The organism is Streptomyces sedi (assembly GCF_006335015.1).
GTDB classification, from domain to species: Bacteria; Actinomycetota; Actinomycetes; order Streptomycetales; family Streptomycetaceae; genus Streptomyces; species Streptomyces sedi.
On record NZ_VDGT01000022.1, the window covers coordinates 82844 to 102639 of the forward strand.

The window sequence follows — 19796 nt, forward strand, 5'->3', positions numbered from 1 at the left end:
CACCGCCGTCCCCCACGTGCGGGGGCGGCGGTGGCGCGCGAACCGGTGGTTCGACGAGGTTGCTGGGTGGCTACGCGACGTCGCGCCGGCCGTGCTCCTCGTGCTCACCGTGTACGGGGTGCTCCTCGTGGCGCTTGCGCCACGGGCCCTGCCGCACCTCGCCGCCCGTCCTCTCCTCGCGGTGACGCCCGTGGTGAGCGGGGCGCCCCTCGTGCTCGTGGCGCCCGTGACCGCGCAGGCCACGCTCCGCGAGATGACGGCCGGCCATGGTGGTGGCCGCGTACAGCATCAGCAGGCCCGAGCCCAGTGCGGCGAGCACCGGCCAGGACATGCCGCCCTCACCAACGGTGAGACCGTTGCCGGCGTTGTACTGACGGATGATCCACAGCACGGTGAACGCGAGGATCGCGATGCCGGACAGGGTGGTCAGCAGACGGGACCGCAGCAGAATTCCGGCCACGGCCAGGGCGGCGGCGACCAGCATCGGCAGGAACAGGCCCGCGAAGAGCTCCGCGTTCCCTCCTGTCACACCGGCACCGTTGAACAGGTCCCACCATCGGTAGTTATGGCCGTCGCGTCCTCCGTACCAGTTGAAGAACACGCTGCCGATACCCACGACGGCGGCTATCAGAGCGAGTATCGCTCCGAGGGTGTTACGCACCATGACGAGCCTCCCTAGGCACGACTGTCTGATTCCGGCTCGTGCTTTCGACGCTACGTCCACTCGGGCGGGCTCGCACCCCGAACGGCGGAGCACCGGATGCGGGCACTAACCTCACCGGCCATGAGCCCCGTCGCGCGCCCGCTGCCCTTGCTCACCGCCGTCGTCGCCCTGATCACCCTCGAACTGCTGCGGCTGGGGACCACGGTGCTGGGCGGTTCCGGCACCGTCGCGGTCGCCGCCGTGCCCGCGTTGGCCTGCTTCGCCGGGCCGCTGACCTGGTGGTTGGGGTCGCGTCAGGGGCTGACCGTCGCGGTCGGTGTGCTGGCGGGCGCGCGGCTGCTGGTGCAGTTCCCGGTGGGGCGCTCGGTGCCGCTCGTCGGGTTCGCGCTCGCGTCGGCGCTGGTGGCGCTGGTGCTGGTGGTCCGGCGCGACATGGGCGACGCGGCGGCCGGCCCCGGCCGCGCGGCCAGGGCGATCGGCCTGGCCGTCGCCTTCGACCTGGCGCTGCGCCTCCCGCTCGACCTGCTGGACCTGATCTGGCGCGGCCGGATGCTGGGCTGGCTGCTGGTGCTGGCGCTGGCCGCGATGCTCGGCCCGCTGGCCAGGGCGGCGGCGACGGAACGGCTGACCCGCCCCGAGGGCGGCGCGCAACTCGCGGTGCTGGGCCCCGCGTTCGCCCTCTACGCGATGGTGCTGGCCGCGCCGGGCGCCGTCGCGGTGGCCGGCGGGGTCTCGCTGACCACGGCGGGGCTGTGGCTGGGGGCCGGCGCCGCGGCCGGGATCGCGCTGCTCTCGCTGCCGGAGCCGGCGGGCCTCGGCCGGTGGACGCGCTGGGCGCTGCCCGCCGCGCTGCCGCTGGCCGTCGCCGGCGTGACGCTCGGCCCGACGGCGCTGGTCGCGCCGTCGGCGCTGCTGGGGCTCGCGGTGCTGCCCTCGGTGCTGCGGCGGGCGCTCGCGGTGCCGACGGGGTTCGGGCACGGCCCGCAGTTCGACCTGGCGCTCGCGGGCCTCGGCACCGGGCTGTCCTGCGTGCTGCTGGCCGCCGGCTACGAGTTCCGCCTGCTGCCCTGGGCGTTCGCGCTGCTGCTCGCCCTCGTTCTCGCCGCGCGTGCGACGCGCGTCACCGAGGCGCCGCCGCTGGCGCGGGCGTTCGTGCCGGTGGTGGCCGCGGTGCTGCTGCTCGCCTGGTCGCCGCTGGTCGGCGCGCTGCGCCCCGGGCCCGAGCCGCTGCCGACCGACACGGCCGGCGGCATGTACCGGCTGATGACGTGGAACGTGCACTCGGCCGTCGCGCGGGACGGGGAGCTGACGCCGGACGAGCTCCGCTCGGTGATCCAGGACTCGGGGGCGCAGGTCGTCGTCCTCCAGGAGGTGCCGCGCGGCACCCCGGGCGCCGGCGGGCTGGACCTGGTGGCGTTCCTGGAACGCAGGCTGGACGTGACGGCGGTCTGGGCGCCGGCCGCCGACGAGCGGTTCGGCAACCTGCTCCTCACCTCGCTGCCGGTGGTCAACGCCGAGACCGGCGCGCTCCCGCGCGCCGGTGGCGACATGGACCGCTCGTTCGCCGACGTGACGGTGCGTCTCACCGACGGCGAGACCGCCCGGATCGTCGGCACCCATCTGCACGGCGGCTCGTCGCCCGAGCCGCGGCTGGCCCAACTCGACCCGCTGCTGGACCGGGTCGCCGGCGACCCGAGCGCGGTGCTGGCGGGCGACCTCAACGCGCGCCCCGACTCGGAGGAGATCGAGACCGTCCGCGGGACCGGGCTGCGCAGCGCCCAGGACGAGGTCGGCGACCCGTCGCTGGACACCGCGTTCCGCCCGGAGCGCCGCGTCGACTGGATCTTCGGAGCGCCCGAGGTGGCCTTCGGCGGCTTCGAGTTGATCGACACCGCCGCCTCGGATCATCTGCCGTTGACCGTCACCGTCTTTCTGGAGTAGCCGCGCTTTCCGGAGCGGCGGCGCTTTCCGGAGCGGCGGCGCTTCGCGGGGTGGCCACGCTTCGCGGAGTGGCGGCGTTCTGCCGCGTGGCCGTGTTCTCCTGAGCGGTCGCGCGGGGCTCCGCCGTTCGGGCCTCCCCCGCCGGGAGCGGACGCGGTGACCGGCGAGGTGCCCGCAGGCCGAACATGGTCCTCAGCCCCGGAGTCCTGCGAATGACCTCGTAGGTGGCGACGCTCAGAAGAAGCGCCGGCACCATGATGGCCAGGAAATTGACGGCACCGTGTGCGTCCCTCTGGAGAACGTAGTACGCGATCACGATCAGATAGGTCTGGTGCAGGATGTAGACGGGGAAGGCGCCCCGGCTGAAATAGTCCATGAAGGCCGACCTGCGGTCGAGATACCTCTTCCCGTACCCGAGGAGGGCGAGCACGGTCGCCCAGTACACCGGGTAGTGCCAGGCGGTGAAGAGCAGGCTTGTCTGACTGTCGATCGTGAAGCGCTCGACGACGATTCCGGCCGCTCCGGGAACGGCGATGAGCAGATAGGCGCGGCGGTGCCTCACCAGCGCTTCGGTGATCGAGTCGTCGGTGGCGATCAGGAATCCGAGCAGCACATAGCCGGCGTACACGAAGATGTTCTCCCCTCCGATCTCCGGGAGGAACGACAGCAGCGCGAGGCCCACCGCCGGAGCGAGGGCGAGAACCGGCCTGCCCAGCCAGTCCGGCGTGTAGCCGCTCCGGATCACCCTGAGCATGAGGGGGAGCAGGGCGAGCGAGATCAGGAAGAGAAACAGGATGAACCACAGGTGCGCCGGTGAGATTCCGGTGAGCACGGTCCACTCGGAGAAGTCCGTGAAGTAGGTCTCCAGGAACTCGAAGTAGCCGCCCTCGTAGCCGTCGTGGAACTTCATCGCGTAGTACGCCTGCGGCGGCACGACGACGAGGCAGCCGAAGAAGAACGGTATCAACAGCCGCAGATACCGTTCCTTCGCATAGCTCCCCGCGGAACGCTTGCGCAGCGCGTAGTAGCTCGACATGCCGGCCAGCAGGAAGAGCAGCGGCATGAACCAGAAGGAGGAGACGTTGACCAGGGCCGAGGAGAAGTCGTTCTCCGGACCCTTGACATAGAACTCCGGGTTGTCGTTGAAGATCCTGGCCGTATGGAACGGGAACAGGAAGAGAATGGCCAGGTTCCGCAGCCAGTCGATGTGTTCCTTGCGCTTCACTTGTCCGCTTCCTCGGTCAGCCAGCCGAGCACGGCGCGCAGCGCACGCTCGGCGGTGTCGGAGTCGACGCCCTCGGCGTCGACCAGGTGTTCCATCGCCAGGCCGTTGGTCAGGCAGTGCAGGATCGTCCCGGCCAGCTCGGGGTCGACCGGGGGTGTGGTCCCGGCGTGCTCGGTGACCGCCCGGACCGCCTGTCCGGCAGCCGCGCGCTGGGCGCGGCGCATCGGGGCGACGACGGCCCCCGTCTCCTCGTCGTGGAGGGCGCGGGTGGCGATCTCCAGGCCGAGCCGGCCCCGCTCGGTGTCGTCGATGATCCGCCGCGCGACGGCGCGGGCGGCCTGCTCGATGAAGGCGGGCACGTCCGCCGCCGCGTCGAGACCGGCCATCACGCCGAACAGCTCCGCCTCGGAGCGTTCGGTGAGGATCGCCGCGAAGAGCTCCTGCTTGCTGCCGAAGTTGGAGTAGACGGCGCCCTTGGTGAAGCCGGCGGCGCGCGCGATGTCCTCCAGCTTGCTGTCCGCGTACCCGCGCTCGGCGAACACCCGCCCCGCGGCGGCGAGCAGCCGCCGGCGCACCTCGTCGCGGGGGAGTCGGGGAACGGGCCCCGGTGGATGGCTGCGGCTCTCTGCTTCTGGCATGACCCCAGTGTTGCATACCTCCGGGTATCCAGTACCCATCGGTATCGAGATCGGGTGCCCTCACGCGCGCTCAACGCCACGCGCTCAACGCCACGCGCTCAACGGGACGCGCTTAACGGGATGCGGCCCGGCGGCGGTTCGGGAAGGGTGCCGCCATGGGCGACAACGGCGACGGGCACCCGGACGGACGAGGGAACGCCTGCGGGCAGGCCAACGCGTACGCGCGAGTGCGGGAACGGCTGGTCGGGCACGTTCTGGCGGCGCCTGGGCCGGCCCCCGGGGGCCTGGACGCCGCCTCACTCGCCGACGCGCTCACCGGGGACGGCCGCTGGCCCGACCTTGACTACGACGACACCGAAACCCCGGACTGGCCGCCGTTCCACCACGCCCTGCGCACCGTCACGCTGGCCCGGGTCCCCGCCCGACACCCGGCGGCACTCCGCGCGTTGGCCGCCTGGCGGCGGCTCGCCCCGCGCTCGGCCAACTGGTGGTTCAACGAGATCGGCGCGCCCCAGCACCTCGGCGACGCCGTGCTGCTGCTCCACGACCGGCTCACCCCCGCCCAACGCCGCGACTGGGCCGCATGGTTGGCGGAGGCGGCCGGGCCCGTCGAGTTGACCGGGCAGAACCTCGTCTGGAGCCAGGGCGTCGAGCTGCGCCGCGCCGTGCTCGCCGAGGACCCGGGGGCGTTGGCCGCCGCGGTGCGCCGGATGGCGCCCGTGCTCCGCCCCACCCGCGAGGAGGGAATCCAGGACGACCTCAGCTTCCACCACCACGGCGCCCTGCCCTACCTGGGCGGCTACGGACGTTCCCTCGTCACCGAGGTCTCCCGCTGGGTGCACGCCGTGCACGGCACACCCTGGGCCTTCGACCCGGCGGAGGAGCGTCTCCTCGTCGACCATGTCCTCGACGCGCACCGCTGGGCGCTCCACGGAGACGGCTACGACTTCACGCTGATGGGCCGCGAGATCGCCCGCGTCCAGGCGCACCATGTCGCGGGGGAGTTGGGCCGCGCCCTCGACCGGCTGCTGGCGCGCGCGCCCTACCGGAGGGACGAACTCGCCGCCTTCGCGGCCGAGTCGCGGACGGCCGCCGAGGGCGGCGAGACGGCCGGGCCGGTCGGCAGCCGCGCCTACCCGCGCTCGGACCACCTCGTCCACCGCCGCCCCGGCTGGTCGTTCGCCGTGCGGATGTCCTCCACCCGCACGGTCCCCACCGAGTGCCTCAACGGGGAGAACCTGCTCGGCCGCCACCTCGCCGACGGCGTCGCGACCGTGCGGGTGGGCGGCGCCCCCGAGGACGGCTACCGGGGGGTCCTCCCCGTCTGGGACTGGGCCCGCCTCCCCGGCACCACCGTGGAACTGCCCGCCGACACCGCCGGGTTGCGCCCCCGCCCGAACGACCGGCACGGCGCCGCCGACGAGGTCGGCTGCTGGAGCGACGGCGTCCACGGCGTCGCCGTGTTCCGGCTGGCCGGAACGGACCGGTTCGCCGACGGGTGGAAGGCGTGGTTCTGCCTCGACGACGCCGTCGTCGCCCTCGGCTCCGGCATCACCGCCCCCGAAGCGGAACGCCCCGTGGTCACCACCGTCGACCAGCGGCTCGCCGTCGCCCGCCCCACCGTCGGCGGCCCCGAAGGCGGGCCACCGACCTGGGTGCACCACGGCCGGATCGGCTACGTTCCGCTGACCGCGCACCCCGTGGTCGTCGTCAACGCGACCTCACGCACCGGCCGTTGGTCCGACCTCTCGACCAGCGGAGCCTCCGACCCGGTCACCGCCGGGGTCTTCCACCTCGGCGTGGACCACGGCCCGCGCCCGGAGAACGCCGGCTACGCCTGGCTGATCCTCCCCGCCGCCGACGCGGAGGCCACCCGCCGCCGTGCCGCCGCCCCCGGCGTCACGGTGCTCGTCAACGAGCCCGCCCATCAGGCCGTTCGCTGCGACCGCACCGGCCGTGTGCTCGCCGCGCGCCTCGACCCGGACGGCTCGCTGTTCCTCGGCGAGCCGGACGCGGATCACGCCGGGGCGCCGCCGCTCTCCGGCCGCTCCCCCTCGTCAGACGTGACGCCGTCCACCGAGTAACGGAGCCCGATCGTCCCGCTCTTGAGGCGGCGCTCCTCCAACAGGCCGAGCCGCAGCCGCAGTCCACGCGGGAAGGCCGCCAGGCCGCCGCCGACCGTGACCGGGTGGAGCAGCAACCTGACCTCGTCCACCAGCCCGGCCGCCAACGCGGGAGCGGCCAGCGTCGGCCCGGAGACGGCCAGGTCCGCCGTGGCCTCGGCCTTCATGGCCCGCACCGCCTCCACGTCGAACTCCCGCTCGATCCTGGTGCGTGCCGTCTCCACCGAGGCCAGGGTCCGCGAGTAGACCACCTTCTCCGCCGACAGCCAGATGTCGGCGAACTCCCGTTCCAACGGCGTCAGTTCCGTGCCCTCGCCGGCCGTCTCCCAGTAGACCGACTCCAGGTACATCCGGCGGCCGAGCAGATAGGTGCCGAGGGAACGTTCCCACTCGTTGACGAGCGCCATCCCCTCCTGATCGGGTGCGCTCCACTCGTAGGCGCCGCTCTCGTCGGCGAGATATCCGTCGAGCGAGGTGATGGCGGAGTAGATCAGTCGACCGGCCATGAGCGTCGCGTCCTTTCCGGAACGAGAACGCTGAGACGTTCGCCCAGCGCACCCCAGGAGATCACGAGCGGGCGGAACCAGTGAGGAAGACGTCAAGTTCAGGCACGTCAAGGGCAGTTGTGTGATGGGGTAGTCCTATGGACGTCAATGGGATCGTGGTGGAGACCGGCGGCTACCGCGCCGTGACCCCTTGGGAGGACGAGAAGTGGCGCGCCGAGGCGCTCGCCTGGATCTCCGAGCGGCTCGTCCACCGCGACCTGGTCGCCGGAGACGACCCCGTCTGGGCGCGGCTCCGCCCGTGGTCCGTCGTCCTCCGCGTCCCCGTCGCCGACGGCCGCACCGCCTGGTTCAAGGCCAACCCGCCCGGTTCCGCCTACGAACCGGCCGTCATGGCCGCCCTCCACCGCTGGGTCCCCGGCCGCGTCGTCGAACCGTTCGCCGTCGACACCACCCGCGCCTGGTCCCTGCTCCCCGACGCCGGACCGATGTTCGCCGAGGTCCTCACCAACGACCCCGAGGACCTGGCGGCCTGGAGCGACATGCTCCGCCAGTACGCCCAGCTGCAACGCGAGGTCGAGTCGCACGCCGACGAGTTGCTCGCCATGGGCGTCCCCGACTTCCGGCCGTCGCGCCTCGTCGAACGCTACCGCTGCCTCGTCGAGACCGCCGGCGGCCTCCGTGACTCCGAACGCGAGACGCTGCGCGCGGCGACCCCCCGCTTCGAGGAGTGGTGCCAACTCCTCGCGGACTCCCCCGTCGCCTGCTCGCTCGACCAGTCCGACCTCCACCCCGCCTCGGTCCTCACCGGCGGCCAACACCTCACCCCGACGGGCGCGCTGACCGGCGACGGCGGCTATCTCTTCTTCGACTGGGGCGACTCCTCCGTCACCCACCCCTTCGCCAGCCTGCTGGTCGTCGGCCGCGTCCTCGACGAACGCTTCGACCGCGACCCGGCGGCCCGCACCCGAGCATGGGACGCCTACCTCGACGCCTGGGCGGAACGCGGCACCGGCCTCCCCGAGCTGCGCACCCTCGCGACGGTCGCCTGCCGCGTGGCCGCCGTCTGCCGCGCGGACACCTGGGACCGCGTCTTCCCGAGCATGTCGCTGACGACGGCCTACCGCGACGCCCACATCGCGCGGTGGCTACGGGAACTGCTGTAGCCACGCCGCCGCGCCCCCAACGGTTCGGGGGGCGCGACGGCCACACCACGGTCACCACACCGGGGTGCGCGGGGGCGGCACTGCATCCGCTGCGCCGCGTGGGCGGCCGTGACCGTCGGAACGTCCCCGCTCGCGCGGGGACTACGCGATCTCCCGGAGGATTCGGGCGGGTGTCTTCGGAACACCCCCGCTCGCGCGGGGACTACGACCAGGACACCGAGGGGGCCCGGTCGTGGTCCGGAACACCCCCGCTCGCGCGGGGACTGCCCCTCCACCAGCGGCATCTGCACCACCTGCGGCGGAACACCCCCGCTCGCGCGGGGACTACAGTTCGCGGAGCTGCGCGAGGGTCAGCCCCTCCGGAACACCCCCGCTCGCGCGGGGACTACGTCGGAGGTCTGGCTCATCGGGCGAACATGTCCGGAACACCCCCGCTCGCGCGGGGACTACCCTTCTTGACCGGGGGTGTTAGGTCGGGTTTGCCGTCCTTTTGCCTGCCGGCGCGGGGTGGGCGGGGTCCGTGGGCAAGGCTAGGGCTCCCAACTGGGGGCGGGATACGGTGGTTTAGCTTACCGACGGCTCGTAGCCCCCGGCGGGAACCCGGCGGTGTTGTGTGGGGGCCCGTCGGCCGCCTTGTCTCGGCGCGGCGGCCAACGTCTCATCGTTCAACGGGCCACCCCCACCTGCCTTCACCCCGCTCGGCGGCGGGCCTTGACCGTCTGGTCGGTGCGGGTGACGGTCTCGCCCGTGTGGGGGTGGGTCTGCTGGCGCGGGTGGCGTTCGGCGAGGAGGATCTCCCATGCGCCCGGCGCCAACTCCAACGAGGCGACGGTCTCCTCCGGCGTCGGGAAGTGGATGTCGCTGATCTCGTCCTGCCACGGCGGGAGCCCGCCGTGGGCCTCGATCAGCAGCGTGCCGCCCGGTGCCACCGCCGCTGCCGCCGCGCGCAGGACGCGCGGGCTGAGCGTTCCGTCCCTGAAGTGCAGGAAGTGGGTGCTGACCAGGTCGAACACGCCGGTCGGGAAGGTCTCGGCCAGGTCGTGGCGCTGCCATTCGATCCGGTCGGCGACGCCGGCCTCCGCCGCGTGGTCGGCGGCGCGGCCGAGGGCCACGTCGGAGACGTCGACGGCGGTGACCCGCCAGCCCAGGCGCGCCAGGTGGATGGCGTCGCCGCCTTCCCCGCAGCCGAGGTCGAGCGCGCTGCCGGGGGAGAGGTCGGCGGTCTGGCGGGCCAGCACCTCGTTGGCGCTGCCGCTCCAGATGTGGCCGCCCTGGGCGGAGGCGTAGCGCCCGTTCCAGTACGCGTGGTCGTCGAGCTGGTCCAGGTCGCGCGCCTGGCCGCCGCCGTGCTCCTCGCCGTGGCCGTGCTCCTCGCCGTGGTGGTGGTCGTGCTGACGCTCGTGCTGGTGTCGGGTCATCGGGAACTCCTCCGGGAGGGGGTGGGAACGGACGGGGTGTCGGCCTCGATGAGGTCCATGTTGATCATCGCGCCGGCGCGGACGCCGGCCGCCGCCGAGCCGACGACGTGTTCGTGAGGGGAGGCGGCGTTGCCCGCGACCCAGATGCCGGGGACGGGGGAGCGGCCGGTCGGGTCGGTCTCGATCTGGGTACCGAGTACGTCGCCCTCCATGACCACCTCGGCGGGTTCGAGCCCCAACGCGGCCAACGGACCCAGCCGCACGGTCGAGCGCGGCGAGACCACCACCGCCAGGCACGGCACGGAGCCGCCGCCGGCCAGGGTCAGTCCGCTGAGCGCGCCGTCCGCGTCGACGGCGACGCCGTCGGCCCGGTCGTCGACGACGCGCACGCCGGCGGCGGCGAGCCGCGCGCGCTTCGCGTCGTCGAGCGCGGAGGCGGGGGCGGTGTGGGTGACCAGGGTCACGTCGTCGCTCCACTGGCTCCAGAGCAGGCCCATATGCGCGGCGAGCCCGTTGCTGGCGAGCAACGCGATCGGCTGGTCGCGGGCCTCCCAGCCGTGGCAGTAGGGGCAGTGCAGCACGGACGCGCCCCAGTGCGCGGCGAGCCCCGGCACGTCGGGCAGCTCGTCCCGCACGCCGGTGGCGACCAGCAGCCGTCGCGCGGTGACGGAACGGCCGTCGCTGAGGCCGAGCCGGAAGAGCGGCGCGCCGGATCCGTCCCCCAGGGACTCGGCGGCGACGACGGAGACCGGGCTGAGGATCTCGGCGCCGTAGCCGCGCACCTCCCGGCGGCCGGCGGCCAGGATCTCGGCGGGCGGGGCGCCGTCCCTGGTCAGGTAGTTGTGGGCGTGTGCGGACGGTGCGTTGCGCGGCTCGCCCGCGTCGATCACCAGCACCCCGCGGCGGGACCTGGCCAGGACCAGGGCGCCGCTGAGGCCGGCCGGGCCGCCGCCGATCACCGCGACGTCGTACGCGGCCTCGGCGCGGTCCCCGGGCGGCGGGGTCCGTTCGGTCACGGTCATCGCTTCCTCCTGCGAGAGTGCGTTCACGGCTTCGCCGTCATGAATGTCGTTGCCACTGACTCGGAGCCTGCGGCACGCGGGGTCGGGACGACAAACCTCGTTGCCGGGATGGCAAAAAGTGAGCGGATGGGCTCATGATGGGGCCATGAACGACAGCGCGAACGACAGCGCGAACGGCGGCACGAACGAGGGCGAGCGGCGAACGGCGGAGCCGGCCGAGAAGGCAGCGGCGGCAGCGGCGGCGACCGACCTGGCGCGGGTGCTGAACGACGTGGGTCCGAGGCTGCGGGCGCTGCGCCGGGAGCGGGACGTCACGCTGGCGGCGCTGAGCGAGGAGACCGGGATCTCGGTCTCCACGCTCTCCCGGCTGGAGTCCGGGCGCCGCAAGCCGACGCTGGAGCTGCTCTTCCCGCTGGCGCGGGCGTACCGGGTGCAGCTGGACGAGCTGGTGGGCGCGCCCACGACGGGTGACCCGAGGATCCATCCGCGCCCGTTCGTGCGCTACGGGCAGACGTTCATCCCGTTGACCCGCTATCTCGGCGGGCTGCACGCGTACAAGCAGATCCTGCCGCCGGGCTACGGCTGCGACGCCGAGCCGCGCGTGCACGAGGGGTTCGAGTGGTGCTACGTGCTCTCGGGGCAGGTGCGACTGCGGTTGGGGGACCGGGTGTTGACGCTGTCGGCGGGGGAGGCGGCCGAGTTCGACACCCGGGTGCCGCACGCGTTCGGCAACCCGGGTGAGCAACCGGCCGAGTACCTCAGCCTCTTCGGGGCCCAGGGGGAACGGATGCATGTCCGCGCCCGGCCGAGAGCGGGCGGCACGAGTGGCGCCGGCGGCGAGGAAGGCGCGAGTGGCGCCGGCGAGGCGGTGCCCGACGAGGAGGGTTGGGCCGGGGCCTGAGGCCCGGGGCCCGGGGGGCCGCCCGAACGGAGCGGACCCGCCTGGGACATCGGCCGCCGGCCCCCACCGGCGGCCGATGTCTGGGTGGTTGTCGAGCCGGTTCGGACGGCGCCCCCTCCACGCCGCCCGACCCGTCGCTCGGAACCTGCCCGGCGACTCCCCCGTCGCCGCCGAGCAGGCACACCACCGGGGAGGCCCGGCCGCGCACCCCTGTGCGGCCGGACAACACTGAGCATGTCAGGCCGCCATAAACAGTCGATAAACGCGTGAGGGCGGCCCCCGCGAGGGGGCCGCCCGTTGCCGCCGGCGGTGGCTGAGCCGGCGTCAGCTACCCGTGGCCTGCGCGCTCCCCCCGGGCCCGCCGCTGCTGTAGTGGTCCGCCTGGGCCACCCCCGCGGAGGCACCCCACACCGCGGTGACCAGGGCCAGGCCGACGGCGAACTTCCTGATGCGGGTCATGACGGACTCCTCACTGGGAACGCCGACACGCGTCCCCTCCCGTGGCGTTGTGGAACCCGGTACCGCGTGCGGTACCGGGCGTCGTGCGAGGTGGTGCCGTGCGCCTTCCAACACGAAGGCCGGCCCCCGGGACAACGGGAGCCGGCCTCGGATAAGACCATTGTGTGCTCAGGACGCGTAGTGGTCCACAGGGGCCACCGGGCCCGGCTTGTCCTTCGGCTCGCCCGAGGCGTAGTGGTCGCCCTTGGTCTCGACCTCGCCGTCGCCGTCCCGCTCGGGGACGTGGCCCGCCGCCTTGGGCTCGCCGGAGGCGTAGTGGTCGCCCTTGGTCTCCACGGAACCCTCGGCGGGCTCGCCGGAGGCGTAGTGGTCGCCCTTGGTCTCCACGGAACCCTCGGCCGGCTCGCTGGAGGCGTAGTGGTCGCCCAGCGGACGGACCTGCTCGGGCTTCTTGCTCGCGGTCGTGGTGTCGGTCATTGTCAGCTCCTTGACGGTGTGGCTGTCATGGGGCGACACGGTCAGGCAGCAACCCCCCGTTGTGCTTCGGTCGATCCCAGCCAAAGATCGTCCGCCCCCGTGTTGTCGAGACGGTCCGCAGCCTGGCACGCCGAAATAAATGATCTCTAAACGTCTGAACGCAAGATATTCCGAACCGTCCTGGGTCTCTAGACGCGGGTGGGAGTCAGGAGGTTCCTCGCTTCGCCGGCCTCCGGCGCGCCCATCGTCTCCAGGATCTTCAGCGCCTCCTGCCAACAGGCCCGCGCGCGGTCCGTCTGCTGAAGCTCCGCCAGGGCCCGCCCGAGCACCAACAGCACGGTGCCGCGCCGCCATTCGCCGCCGATGCCGCCGAGCGCCAGCGCCCGCTCCGCGTGCCGGGCCGCGTCCCCCGGGCGGCCGGCCGCGAGGTGCACCTCGCTGACGCGGTAGTGGGTGACGCCCTCCCAGAGCCGCTGCCGGGTGGCCCGGAAGACCTCCATCGCCCGGTCGAACTCCTCCAACGCCTCCCGGTGGCGGTCCGCCCTGTTGAGCGCCACGCCCAGGGTGTAGCGGACGTTGGCCAGCCGCAGCGGCTGCCGCGCGCCGCCCAGCAGCATCGCGACGCAGTCACGCGCCATCTCTATGGCGCTGTCGACCCGGCCGGTGTCCAGATGGACGCGCGCCAGGTTGCACAGGGCGCTGGCCTGCCCCGGCAGGTTGCCGTCCGCGCGGTACTCCTCGACCGCGCGCGCCAGATAGCTCTCGGCCGCCTCCAGGTCACCCCGGTAGATGCCGATGATGCCCCGGTCGTTGAGCGCCGTGGAGACCGCGTACGGGTCACCGGCCGCCGTGCCCAGGAGCAGCGCGTGCTGGCTCTCCGCGTCGGCCTCGTCGAACCGGCCGTCCACCGAGTGCCCGTGGGCCAGCAGCGCGTGCAGCCGGCCCTGCACCAGGTCGTCGTCGGCCTCCTGCGCGGTGGCGAGCATCCCCCGCACCACCTGGTCGAACTGGTGGGAGAACGCGCCGGACTCGGAGAGGTCCTGCACCGTCAGCAGGGTGTCGACCGCGCGCCGCAGCCCCTCGGACGAACGCTGCTGGCGGACGCTGGCCAGCAGGCACTCCGCCTCGCTGAAGAGCCAGTCGAGCGCCGAGGCGCGGTCCCGGAAGGTGAGCCCGAGATGGTCGGTGCGCGCCAGATGGTCGATCAGCCGGTCGCCGGGGCGTTCGAAGGCGTAGACCCGGGCGCTGGACGCCAGGAAGTACTCCAGCAGCCGCGCCAGCGCCGCCTCCCGCTCGGCCGGCGGCTGCTCGTCGCGCTCCGCGCAGGCGCGGGCGAAGAGCCGCACCAGGTCGTGCAGCCGGTAGCGGCCCAGGGGCGCGGACTCCAGCAGCGAGGTGTCCACCAGGGACTCCAGCAGCTCCTCCGTCGTCTCCGCGTCGCGGTCCAGCAGCGCCGACGCCGCGGCCAGCGAGATGTCCGGGCCCTCGGTGAGGCCCAACAGCCGGAACGCGCGCGCCTGTTCGGCCTCCAGCTGGCCGTATCCCAGCTCGAAGGTGGCCTTCACCGCCTGGTCGCCGGCCTTCAACTCGTCGAGCCTGCGCCGTTCGTCGCTCAGCTTCCTGGCCAGCGTCGAGACCGTCCAGGTGCGGCGGGCCGCCAGCCGGGCGGCGGCGATCCTGATCGCCAGCGGCAGGAAGCCGCAGGCGCCCACGACCGCCATCGCCGCCTTGCGCTCACCGGAGACCCGGTCCTCGCCGACGATCCTGCTGAAGAGGGTCAGCGCCTCCTCGGGGCTCATCACGTCCAGGTCGACCAGGTGCGCGCCCGCCAGGTCCACCATCCGCAGCCGGCTGGTGATCAGCGTCGCGCAGCCGGGAGCGCCCGGCAGCAGGTCGCGGACCTGCGCCGCGTCGCGCGCGTTGTCCAGCAGGATCAGCACCCGCCGGCCGGCCAGCAGCGAGCGGTAGAGGCCGGACCTCTCGTCCACGCCGTCCGGTATGCCGTCGTCCGGGATGCCCAACGCGCGCAGGAACGCCGCCAGTACGGCGGTCGGCTCGGCGGGCGCGTCGCCGGCGCCCTGGAGGTCGACGTACAGCTGCCCGTCGGGGAAGTGCTCCCGCACGGAGTGCGCCACCTGGACGGCCAGCGTCGTCTTGCCGACGCCGCCGATGCCGGCGACCGCGGAGACGGCCATCACCTGGCTGCCGGAGCCGGCCAGTTGCGACCCCAGCTCGGCGACGAACGCGCCGCGGCCCGTGAAGTCGGGCACGGCGGCCGGCAGTTGCGCCGGCCGCACGCTGGGGCGCGCCGGGGAGCCCGTGGGTACGGTCTTCAGGGTCAGCGAGCTGTCCGCGTTGAGGATGCGCTGCTGCAACTCGGACAGCTCGGCGCGCGGCTCGACGCCCAGCTCGTCTATCAGCAGCCGCCGCGCGTCCGCGTAGACCGCGAGCGCCTCCGCCTGCCGGCCGCTGCGGTAGAGGGCCAGCATCAGCAGCTCCCGCAGCCGTTCCCGCATCGGCTGCGCGGCGGACAGCGCGGTCAGCTCGGCGACGGAGTCGGCGTGCAGCCCGGCCTGGAGCCCGACGTCCAGCCGCTGCTCACGCAGCGTCAGCAGCTGTTCGGCCAGCCGGTTGCGTTGCATCTCGGCCTCGGGGCCCGGCAGTCCGGCGAGCGCCTCGCCGTGCCACATGTCGACGGCCGCGCCGTACAGCTCGTGGGCCTGCGTCAGGTCACCGCCGCCGGCGGCCTTCTCGGCCGCCGCGCTGAGCCTGCCGACCTCGTCCAGGTCCAACTCGTCGCGCGGGCCCAGCCGCAGCAGATAGCCGCCGGACTGGCTGACCAGCACCGAGGCGCGGGAGCCGAAGGACTTCCGCAGCCGGGAGGCGTAGGTGCGCAGTGCGGCGATCGCCTGCTGGGGCGGCTCGTCCCACAGCGAGTCCACCAGCTCCGTCGCCGAGGCCAGCCGACCGCGCCGCAGCAACAGCGTGGCGAGCAGGGCGCGTTGCTGAGGTGATCCTTGGGGCAGGAGCTGTTCTCCCTGCCATGCGCGCACCGTCCCGAGCACCGCGAAGCGCAAGGTAGGTGTGTAACCCCCCGTGGTCCCCTCACCAACGGCCATGGTTTCCTCTGCTTCTCAACCTCTGCGTGTATGGGGCGAACGTTGGAGTCTATCCGTCATCACGGAGTCCGATAAAGACCAAGGTGGCCATCGCAGTGTGGCACGGAGTGGGCCCCGCCGGGAGTCGGTGTCCGTGAGAGGCGCCACTCCAGGCCACACCCGCACCGCGTCCTGTGGAGCCGGGGAGCGGCCTCTTATCCTCGAACCATGACGAGAAGCGCGGATGTTCCCACGGCCAACGCCATGCGCCGGGCGCTGCGCCGGGCTCGTGACGGGGTGGCCCTGGACGTGACAGAGGCTGCCGTGTTGCTCCAGGCGCGCGGCGCTGACCTGGAACGGCTCGCCGAGGCTGCCGGCCGGGTGCGGGACGCGGGGCTCGCCGAGGCCGGACGGCCCGGGGTGATCACCTACTCCCGCAAGGTCTTTGTGCCACTGACCCGGCTCTGCCGTGATCGTTGCCATTACTGCACCTTTGTGACCGTTCCGGGAAAGCTTCGTCGAGAGGGACACGGGATGTTCCTGTCCCCGGACGAGGTGCTGGAAATCGCCCGTCGGGGTGCCGCCCTCGGCTGCAAGGAGGCGCTCTTCACCCTCGGCGACCGCCCCGAGGACCGCTGGCCCGAGGCGCGCGAGTGGCTCGCCGCGGCCGGCTACGACGACACCCTCTCCTACGTGCGGGCCATGGCCATCCGGGTGTTGGAGGAGACCGGACTGCTGCCCCACCTCAACCCCGGGGTGCTCACCTGGACCGACTTCCAGCGGCTCAAGCCCGTCGCTCCCTCCATGGGCATGATGCTGGAGACCACCGCCACCCGGCTGTGGTCCGAGCCCGGCGGCCCCCACCACGGCTCGCCCGACAAGGAGCCGGCCGTCCGGCTGCGCGCCCTGGAGGACGCCGGCCGCTCCAGCGTCCCGTTCACCAGCGGGCTGCTGCTGGGCATCGGCGAGGACTTCACCGAACGCGCCGAGTCGATCTTCGCGCTGCGCCGGATCTCCCGCACCTACCGCGGCATCCAGGAGGTCATCCTCCAGAACTTCCGCGCCAAGCCCGACACCGCGATGCGCGCCATGCCCGACACCGAACTCGCCGAGCTGGCCGCGGCCGTGGCCGTCGCCCGGCTGCTGCTCGGCCCCTCCGCGCGCCTCCAGGCCCCGCCCAACCTGGTCGACGAGGAGTACGCGCTGCTCATCCGCGCCGGCATCGACGACTGGGGCGGCGTCTCGCCCGTCACCCCGGACCACGTCAACCCGGAACGCCCCTGGCCCGCCATCGACGAGCTCGCCGCCCGCACCCGCGCCGCCGGCTTCACGCTGCGCGAACGCCTCACCATCTACCCGGAGTTCGTCCGCCGCGGCGAACCCTGGCTGGACCCCAGGCTGCTGCCGCACGTCCAGGCGCTGGCCGACCCCGAGACCGGGCTCGCCGACGAGGACGCGACCCCCCGCGGCCTGCCCTGGCAGGAGCCCGACGAACCGCTCGCCGCCAGGGGCCGCACCGAACTCCACCGCACCATCGACACCGAGGGACGCACCGGCGACCGGCGCGCCGACTTCGACTCCGTCTACGGCGACTGGAACGAGCTGCGGGCCCTCGCCCAGCCCGGCCTCACCCCCGACGCCGGCGCCTCCCCCCGCCTCGACGGCGAGGCCCGCGCCGCGCTCTCCGTCGCCGCCGACGACCCCACCCGGCTCACCGACGCACAGGCCCTGACCCTGCTGCACGCCGACGGGCCGGCGCTGGACGCGCTGACCGACGTGGCCGACCAACTGCGCCGCCAGGTCGTCGGCGACGACGTGACCTACATCGTGACCCGCAACGTCAACTTCACCAACGTCTGCTACACCGGCTGCCGGTTCTGCGCCTTCGCCCAGCGCCGCACCGACGAGGACGCCTACACCCTCTCCCTCGACCAGGTCGCCGACCGCGCCCAACAGGCGTGGGACGTCGGCGCCGTCGAGATCTGCATGCAGGGCGGCATCCACCCCGACCTCCCCGGCACCGCCTACTTCGACCTGGTGCGCGCGGTGCGCGAACGCGTCCCCGGGATGCACATCCACGCGTTCTCGCCCATGGAGGTCGTCAACGGCGCGACCCGCACCGGGATGTCGATCCGCGAGTGGCTCACCGCCGCCCGCGACGCCGGGCTCGACACCATCCCCGGCACGGCCGCCGAGATCCTCGACGACGAGGTGCGCTGGGTGCTCACCAAGGGCAAGCTTCCCGCCGACACCTGGATCGAGGTGATCTCCACCGCCCACGAGCTGGGCCTGCGTTCCTCGTCCACCATGATGTACGGCCACGTCGACCAGCCGCGCCACTGGCTGGGGCACCTGCGGACGCTCGCCGACCTCCAGCGGCGCAACGAGGAACGCGGCGTCGAGGGCTTCACCGAGTTCGTGACGCTGCCGTTCGTCCACACCAACGCGCCCGTCTATCTCGCCGGCATCGCCAGGCCCGGGCCCACCGCGCGCGAGAACCGGGCCGTCACCGCGATGGCCAGGCTGCTGCTCCACCCGCACATCCGGAACATCCAGACCAGCTGGGTCAAGCTCGGCACCGAGGGCGCCGCCGAGATGCTGAGGTCCGGCGCCAACGACCTGGGGGGCACCCTGATGGAGGAGACGATCTCGCGGATGGCCGGCTCGGCCTACGGCTCGCACCGCAGCGTCGCCGAGCTGACCGCCATCGCCGAACTGGCCGGCCGCCCCGCCAGGCCGCGCACCACCACCTACGGCACCGTCGACCCCGAACGGGTCGCCACCGCCCTCGCCGAGGACGGCCGACTGCCCAGGCTGCTGCCGCTCGCCGGCGGTGCCGGGTGACCGCCCCGGTCGGCGGCGCCCTGTGGGGGCGCGGGGACCAGCAGGACTTCCGCAGCCGGGTGCGCGGCTGCCTGCTCGGCGGCGCGATAGGCGACGCGCTGGGCGCCGGCGTGGAGTTCGACTCGTGGGAGGCGATACGCACGGCCCACGGGCCGGACGGCGTCACCGACTACGTTCCCGCCTACGGCAGGCGGGGCGCGGTCACCGACGACACGCAGATGACCCTCTTCACGGTGGACGGCCTGATACGGGCCCATGTCCGCCGCGACACCGGCGCCTGGCACCCGCCGACCGACGTGCACGCGGCCCACCGGCGGTGGTACCGCACCCAGAGCGAGTGGGGTCCGGACGAACGCCGTCCCGGCGACGGCTGGTTGGCGCGCGAGGAGTGGCTCTACAGCCAGCGCGCCCCGGGCCGGGCCTGCCTCGGCGGGCTGGCCGACGAGCGGATGGGCACCGTCGAGAAGCCCAAGAACCCGGACTCCAAGGGCTGCGGCACGGTGATGCGCTCCGCGCCGTTCGGGCTGCTCGTCGGCTGGGAGCCGCAGCTGGTCTTCCAACTCGGCGTCGAGTGCGCCGCCCAGACCCACGGCCACCCGACGGGGATGCTGGCGGCCGGCGCGTTCGCCGCCATCGTGCACGCGCTGGTGCGCGGCGACGACCTGGACGCGGCGGTGCAGAAGGCCCTCGCCCAACTCGCCACCAGGCCCGGCCACGAGGAGACCACCGAGGCGCTCAAGCAGGCCCTCGGCGCGGTCCGCCAGGGCCTGCCGACGCCGGAACGCGTCGCGTCGCTCGGCGAGGGTTGGACGGCGGAGGAGTCCCTGGCCATCGGCGTCTACTGCGCGCTGGTCGCGCAGGACATCCGCCACGGGCTGCTGCTGGCGGTCAACCACGGCGGGGACTCCGACTCCACGGGCTCCATCTGCGGCAACCTGCTCGGCGCCCTCCACGGCGAGACGGCCCTCCCGCCGGCGTGGCTGGCGGAGTTGGAGGGCCGCGCGACGATCCTGGAACTGGCGGACGACTTCGCGATGGAGATGACCCAGGGCCCGGCCCTCCACGGCCCCGGCGACTCCGCCCGAGTCTGGCTCGAACGGTACCCTCGCGGGGCGTAGCGGGAGCGACGACGCGTTCGCCGACGACGGACCGTTGTCGTCCTCGCCCCGCCACCCAGCATTCGCGCAGTTCCCCGCGCCCCCAAGCCGCCTACCGGCCCAGGGGCGCGGGGAACTGCGCGGGCGACCGTCTGCCGGGCCGCGGTCGACGACGCACCTCGCCGACCGGCTCGGTGGTCGCCCCCGCCCTGCCACGGAC

15 protein-coding genes and 1 CRISPR repeat array are annotated in these 19796 nt (G+C 73.3%); of the genes, 6 read left to right on the forward strand and 9 right to left on the reverse strand.

Annotated elements, in window-relative coordinates; genetic code table 11:
• Positions 1-70 precede the first annotated feature (70 nt).
• Complete coding sequence (locus FH715_RS23810; RefSeq protein WP_139648730.1) at positions 71-664, reverse strand: hypothetical protein; 594 nt, start codon at positions 662-664, stop codon at positions 71-73.
• A 120-nt stretch (positions 665-784) separates the two neighbouring features.
• Here FH715_RS23810 and FH715_RS23815 point away from each other — a divergent pair, with 120 nt between their 5' ends.
• Positions 785-2605, forward strand: coding sequence for an endonuclease/exonuclease/phosphatase family protein (locus FH715_RS23815; protein WP_139648732.1), 1821 nt, complete (start codon positions 785-787; stop codon positions 2603-2605).
• On the opposite strand, the gene FH715_RS23820 is transcribed toward FH715_RS23815, so the two are convergent.
• Positions 2586-3830 carry an acyltransferase gene (locus FH715_RS23820; protein WP_170184802.1) on the reverse strand — a complete coding sequence of 415 codons (1245 nt, stop codon included), beginning with the start codon at positions 3828-3830 and terminating at the stop codon, positions 2586-2588. The genes FH715_RS23815 and FH715_RS23820 overlap by 20 nt on opposite strands.
• On the reverse strand, positions 3827-4468 hold the full coding sequence (locus tag FH715_RS23825; RefSeq protein ID WP_170184803.1) for a TetR/AcrR family transcriptional regulator: 642 nt from the start codon (positions 4466-4468) through the stop codon (positions 3827-3829). Before FH715_RS23825 ends, FH715_RS23820 begins: the two co-directional genes overlap by 4 nt.
• A 155-nt stretch (positions 4469-4623) precedes the next feature.
• Here FH715_RS23825 and FH715_RS23830 point away from each other — a divergent pair, with 155 nt between their 5' ends.
• The gene (locus FH715_RS23830; protein ID WP_139648735.1) at positions 4624-6552 is read left to right on the forward strand and encodes a polysaccharide lyase family 8 super-sandwich domain-containing protein; all 1929 of its coding nucleotides are present in this window, start codon (positions 4624-4626) and stop codon (positions 6550-6552) included.
• Here the strand turns inward: FH715_RS23830 and FH715_RS23835 are convergent.
• The gene (locus tag FH715_RS23835; protein WP_139648737.1) at positions 6486-7097 is read right to left on the reverse strand and encodes a dihydrofolate reductase family protein; all 612 of its coding nucleotides are present in this window, start codon (positions 7095-7097) and stop codon (positions 6486-6488) included. The two genes, FH715_RS23830 and FH715_RS23835, sit on opposite strands and share 67 nt — an antisense overlap.
• Before the next feature lie 137 nt (positions 7098-7234).
• Here FH715_RS23835 and FH715_RS23840 point away from each other — a divergent pair, with 137 nt between their 5' ends.
• Positions 7235-8260 carry an aminoglycoside phosphotransferase family protein gene (locus FH715_RS23840; RefSeq protein WP_139648739.1) on the forward strand — a complete coding sequence of 342 codons (1026 nt, stop codon included), beginning with the start codon at positions 7235-7237 and terminating at the stop codon, positions 8258-8260.
• A gap of 116 nt (positions 8261-8376) precedes the next feature.
• Positions 8377-8708: direct repeats of the CRISPR family, unit length 27 nt; unit sequence CGGAACACCCCCGCTCGCGCGGGGACT.
• 241 nt (positions 8709-8949) lie between these two features.
• Here the strand turns inward: FH715_RS23840 and FH715_RS23845 are convergent.
• Both FH715_RS23845 and FH715_RS23850 read right to left on the reverse strand, forming a co-directional pair.
• The gene (locus tag FH715_RS23845) at positions 8950-9678 is read right to left on the reverse strand and encodes an SAM-dependent methyltransferase (protein WP_139648742.1); all 729 of its coding nucleotides are present in this window, start codon (positions 9676-9678) and stop codon (positions 8950-8952) included.
• Positions 9675-10700, reverse strand: a complete 1026-nt coding sequence (locus tag FH715_RS23850) for an NAD(P)/FAD-dependent oxidoreductase (RefSeq protein WP_139648744.1) — start codon at positions 10698-10700, stop codon at positions 9675-9677. Before FH715_RS23850 ends, FH715_RS23845 begins: the two co-directional genes overlap by 4 nt.
• Positions 10701-10845: 145 nt before the next feature.
• Here FH715_RS23850 and FH715_RS23855 point away from each other — a divergent pair, with 145 nt between their 5' ends.
• Positions 10846-11601 (forward strand): helix-turn-helix domain-containing protein, encoded by a 756-nt coding sequence (locus FH715_RS23855; protein ID WP_139648746.1) that lies wholly within the window; start codon positions 10846-10848, stop codon positions 11599-11601.
• Positions 11602-11925: 324 nt separating this feature from the next.
• On the opposite strand, the gene FH715_RS29395 is transcribed toward FH715_RS23855, so the two are convergent.
• The 3 genes from FH715_RS29395 to afsR all read right to left on the reverse strand — a co-directional run bounded on the left by FH715_RS29395 (position 11926) and on the right by afsR (position 15656).
• Positions 11926-12060 (reverse strand): hypothetical protein, encoded by a 135-nt coding sequence (locus FH715_RS29395; protein WP_281290774.1) that lies wholly within the window; start codon positions 12058-12060, stop codon positions 11926-11928.
• 168 nt (positions 12061-12228) lie between these two features.
• A complete protein-coding gene (locus FH715_RS23860; protein ID WP_139648748.1) occupies positions 12229-12537 on the reverse strand; it encodes a hypothetical protein in 309 nt (102 codons plus the stop codon).
• 188 nt (positions 12538-12725) lie between these two features.
• A complete protein-coding gene (gene afsR, locus FH715_RS23865) occupies positions 12726-15656 on the reverse strand; it encodes an SARP-family global regulator AfsR (RefSeq protein WP_139648750.1) in 2931 nt (976 codons plus the stop codon).
• 207 nt (positions 15657-15863) lie between these two features.
• Between afsR and FH715_RS23870 the strand changes: the two genes are divergently transcribed.
• Both FH715_RS23870 and FH715_RS23875 read left to right on the forward strand, forming a co-directional pair.
• Positions 15864-18479, forward strand: a complete 2616-nt coding sequence (locus FH715_RS23870; RefSeq protein WP_139648752.1) for a bifunctional FO biosynthesis protein CofGH — start codon at positions 15864-15866, stop codon at positions 18477-18479.
• Positions 18476-19597 carry an ADP-ribosylglycohydrolase family protein gene (locus tag FH715_RS23875; protein ID WP_139648755.1) on the forward strand — a complete coding sequence of 374 codons (1122 nt, stop codon included), beginning with the start codon at positions 18476-18478 and terminating at the stop codon, positions 19595-19597. The genes FH715_RS23870 and FH715_RS23875 overlap by 4 nt, the downstream gene beginning before the upstream one ends.
• The last annotated feature ends 199 nt before the right edge of the window (positions 19598-19796 follow it).

Bases quoted from the DNA above. Each gene is read 5' to 3' on its own strand.
- FH715_RS23815 (WP_139648732.1), top strand. From the start codon at position 785: ATGAGCCCCGTCGCGCGCCCGCTGCCCTTGCTCACCGCCGTCGTCGCC.
- afsR (WP_139648750.1), bottom strand. From the start codon at position 15,656: ATGGCCGTTGGTGAGGGGACCACGGGGGGTTACACACCTACCTTGCGC.
- FH715_RS23870 (WP_139648752.1), top strand. From the start codon at position 15,864: ATGACGAGAAGCGCGGATGTTCCCACGGCCAACGCCATGCGCCGGGCG.
- FH715_RS23860 (WP_139648748.1), bottom strand. From the start codon at position 12,537: ATGACCGACACCACGACCGCGAGCAAGAAGCCCGAGCAGGTCCGTCCG.
- FH715_RS29395 (WP_281290774.1), bottom strand. From the start codon at position 12,060: ATGACCCGCATCAGGAAGTTCGCCGTCGGCCTGGCCCTGGTCACCGCG.
- FH715_RS23840 (WP_139648739.1), top strand. From the start codon at position 7,235: ATGGACGTCAATGGGATCGTGGTGGAGACCGGCGGCTACCGCGCCGTG.
- FH715_RS23835 (WP_139648737.1), bottom strand. From the start codon at position 7,097: ATGGCCGGTCGACTGATCTACTCCGCCATCACCTCGCTCGACGGATAT.
- FH715_RS23810 (WP_139648730.1), bottom strand. From the start codon at position 664: ATGGTGCGTAACACCCTCGGAGCGATACTCGCTCTGATAGCCGCCGTC.
- FH715_RS23850 (WP_139648744.1), bottom strand. From the start codon at position 10,700: ATGACCGTGACCGAACGGACCCCGCCGCCCGGGGACCGCGCCGAGGCC.
- FH715_RS23855 (WP_139648746.1), top strand. From the start codon at position 10,846: ATGAACGACAGCGCGAACGACAGCGCGAACGGCGGCACGAACGAGGGC.
- FH715_RS23830 (WP_139648735.1), top strand. From the start codon at position 4,624: ATGGGCGACAACGGCGACGGGCACCCGGACGGACGAGGGAACGCCTGC.
- FH715_RS23845 (WP_139648742.1), bottom strand. From the start codon at position 9,678: ATGACCCGACACCAGCACGAGCGTCAGCACGACCACCACCACGGCGAG.
- FH715_RS23825 (WP_170184803.1), bottom strand. From the start codon at position 4,468: ATGCCAGAAGCAGAGAGCCGCAGCCATCCACCGGGGCCCGTTCCCCGA.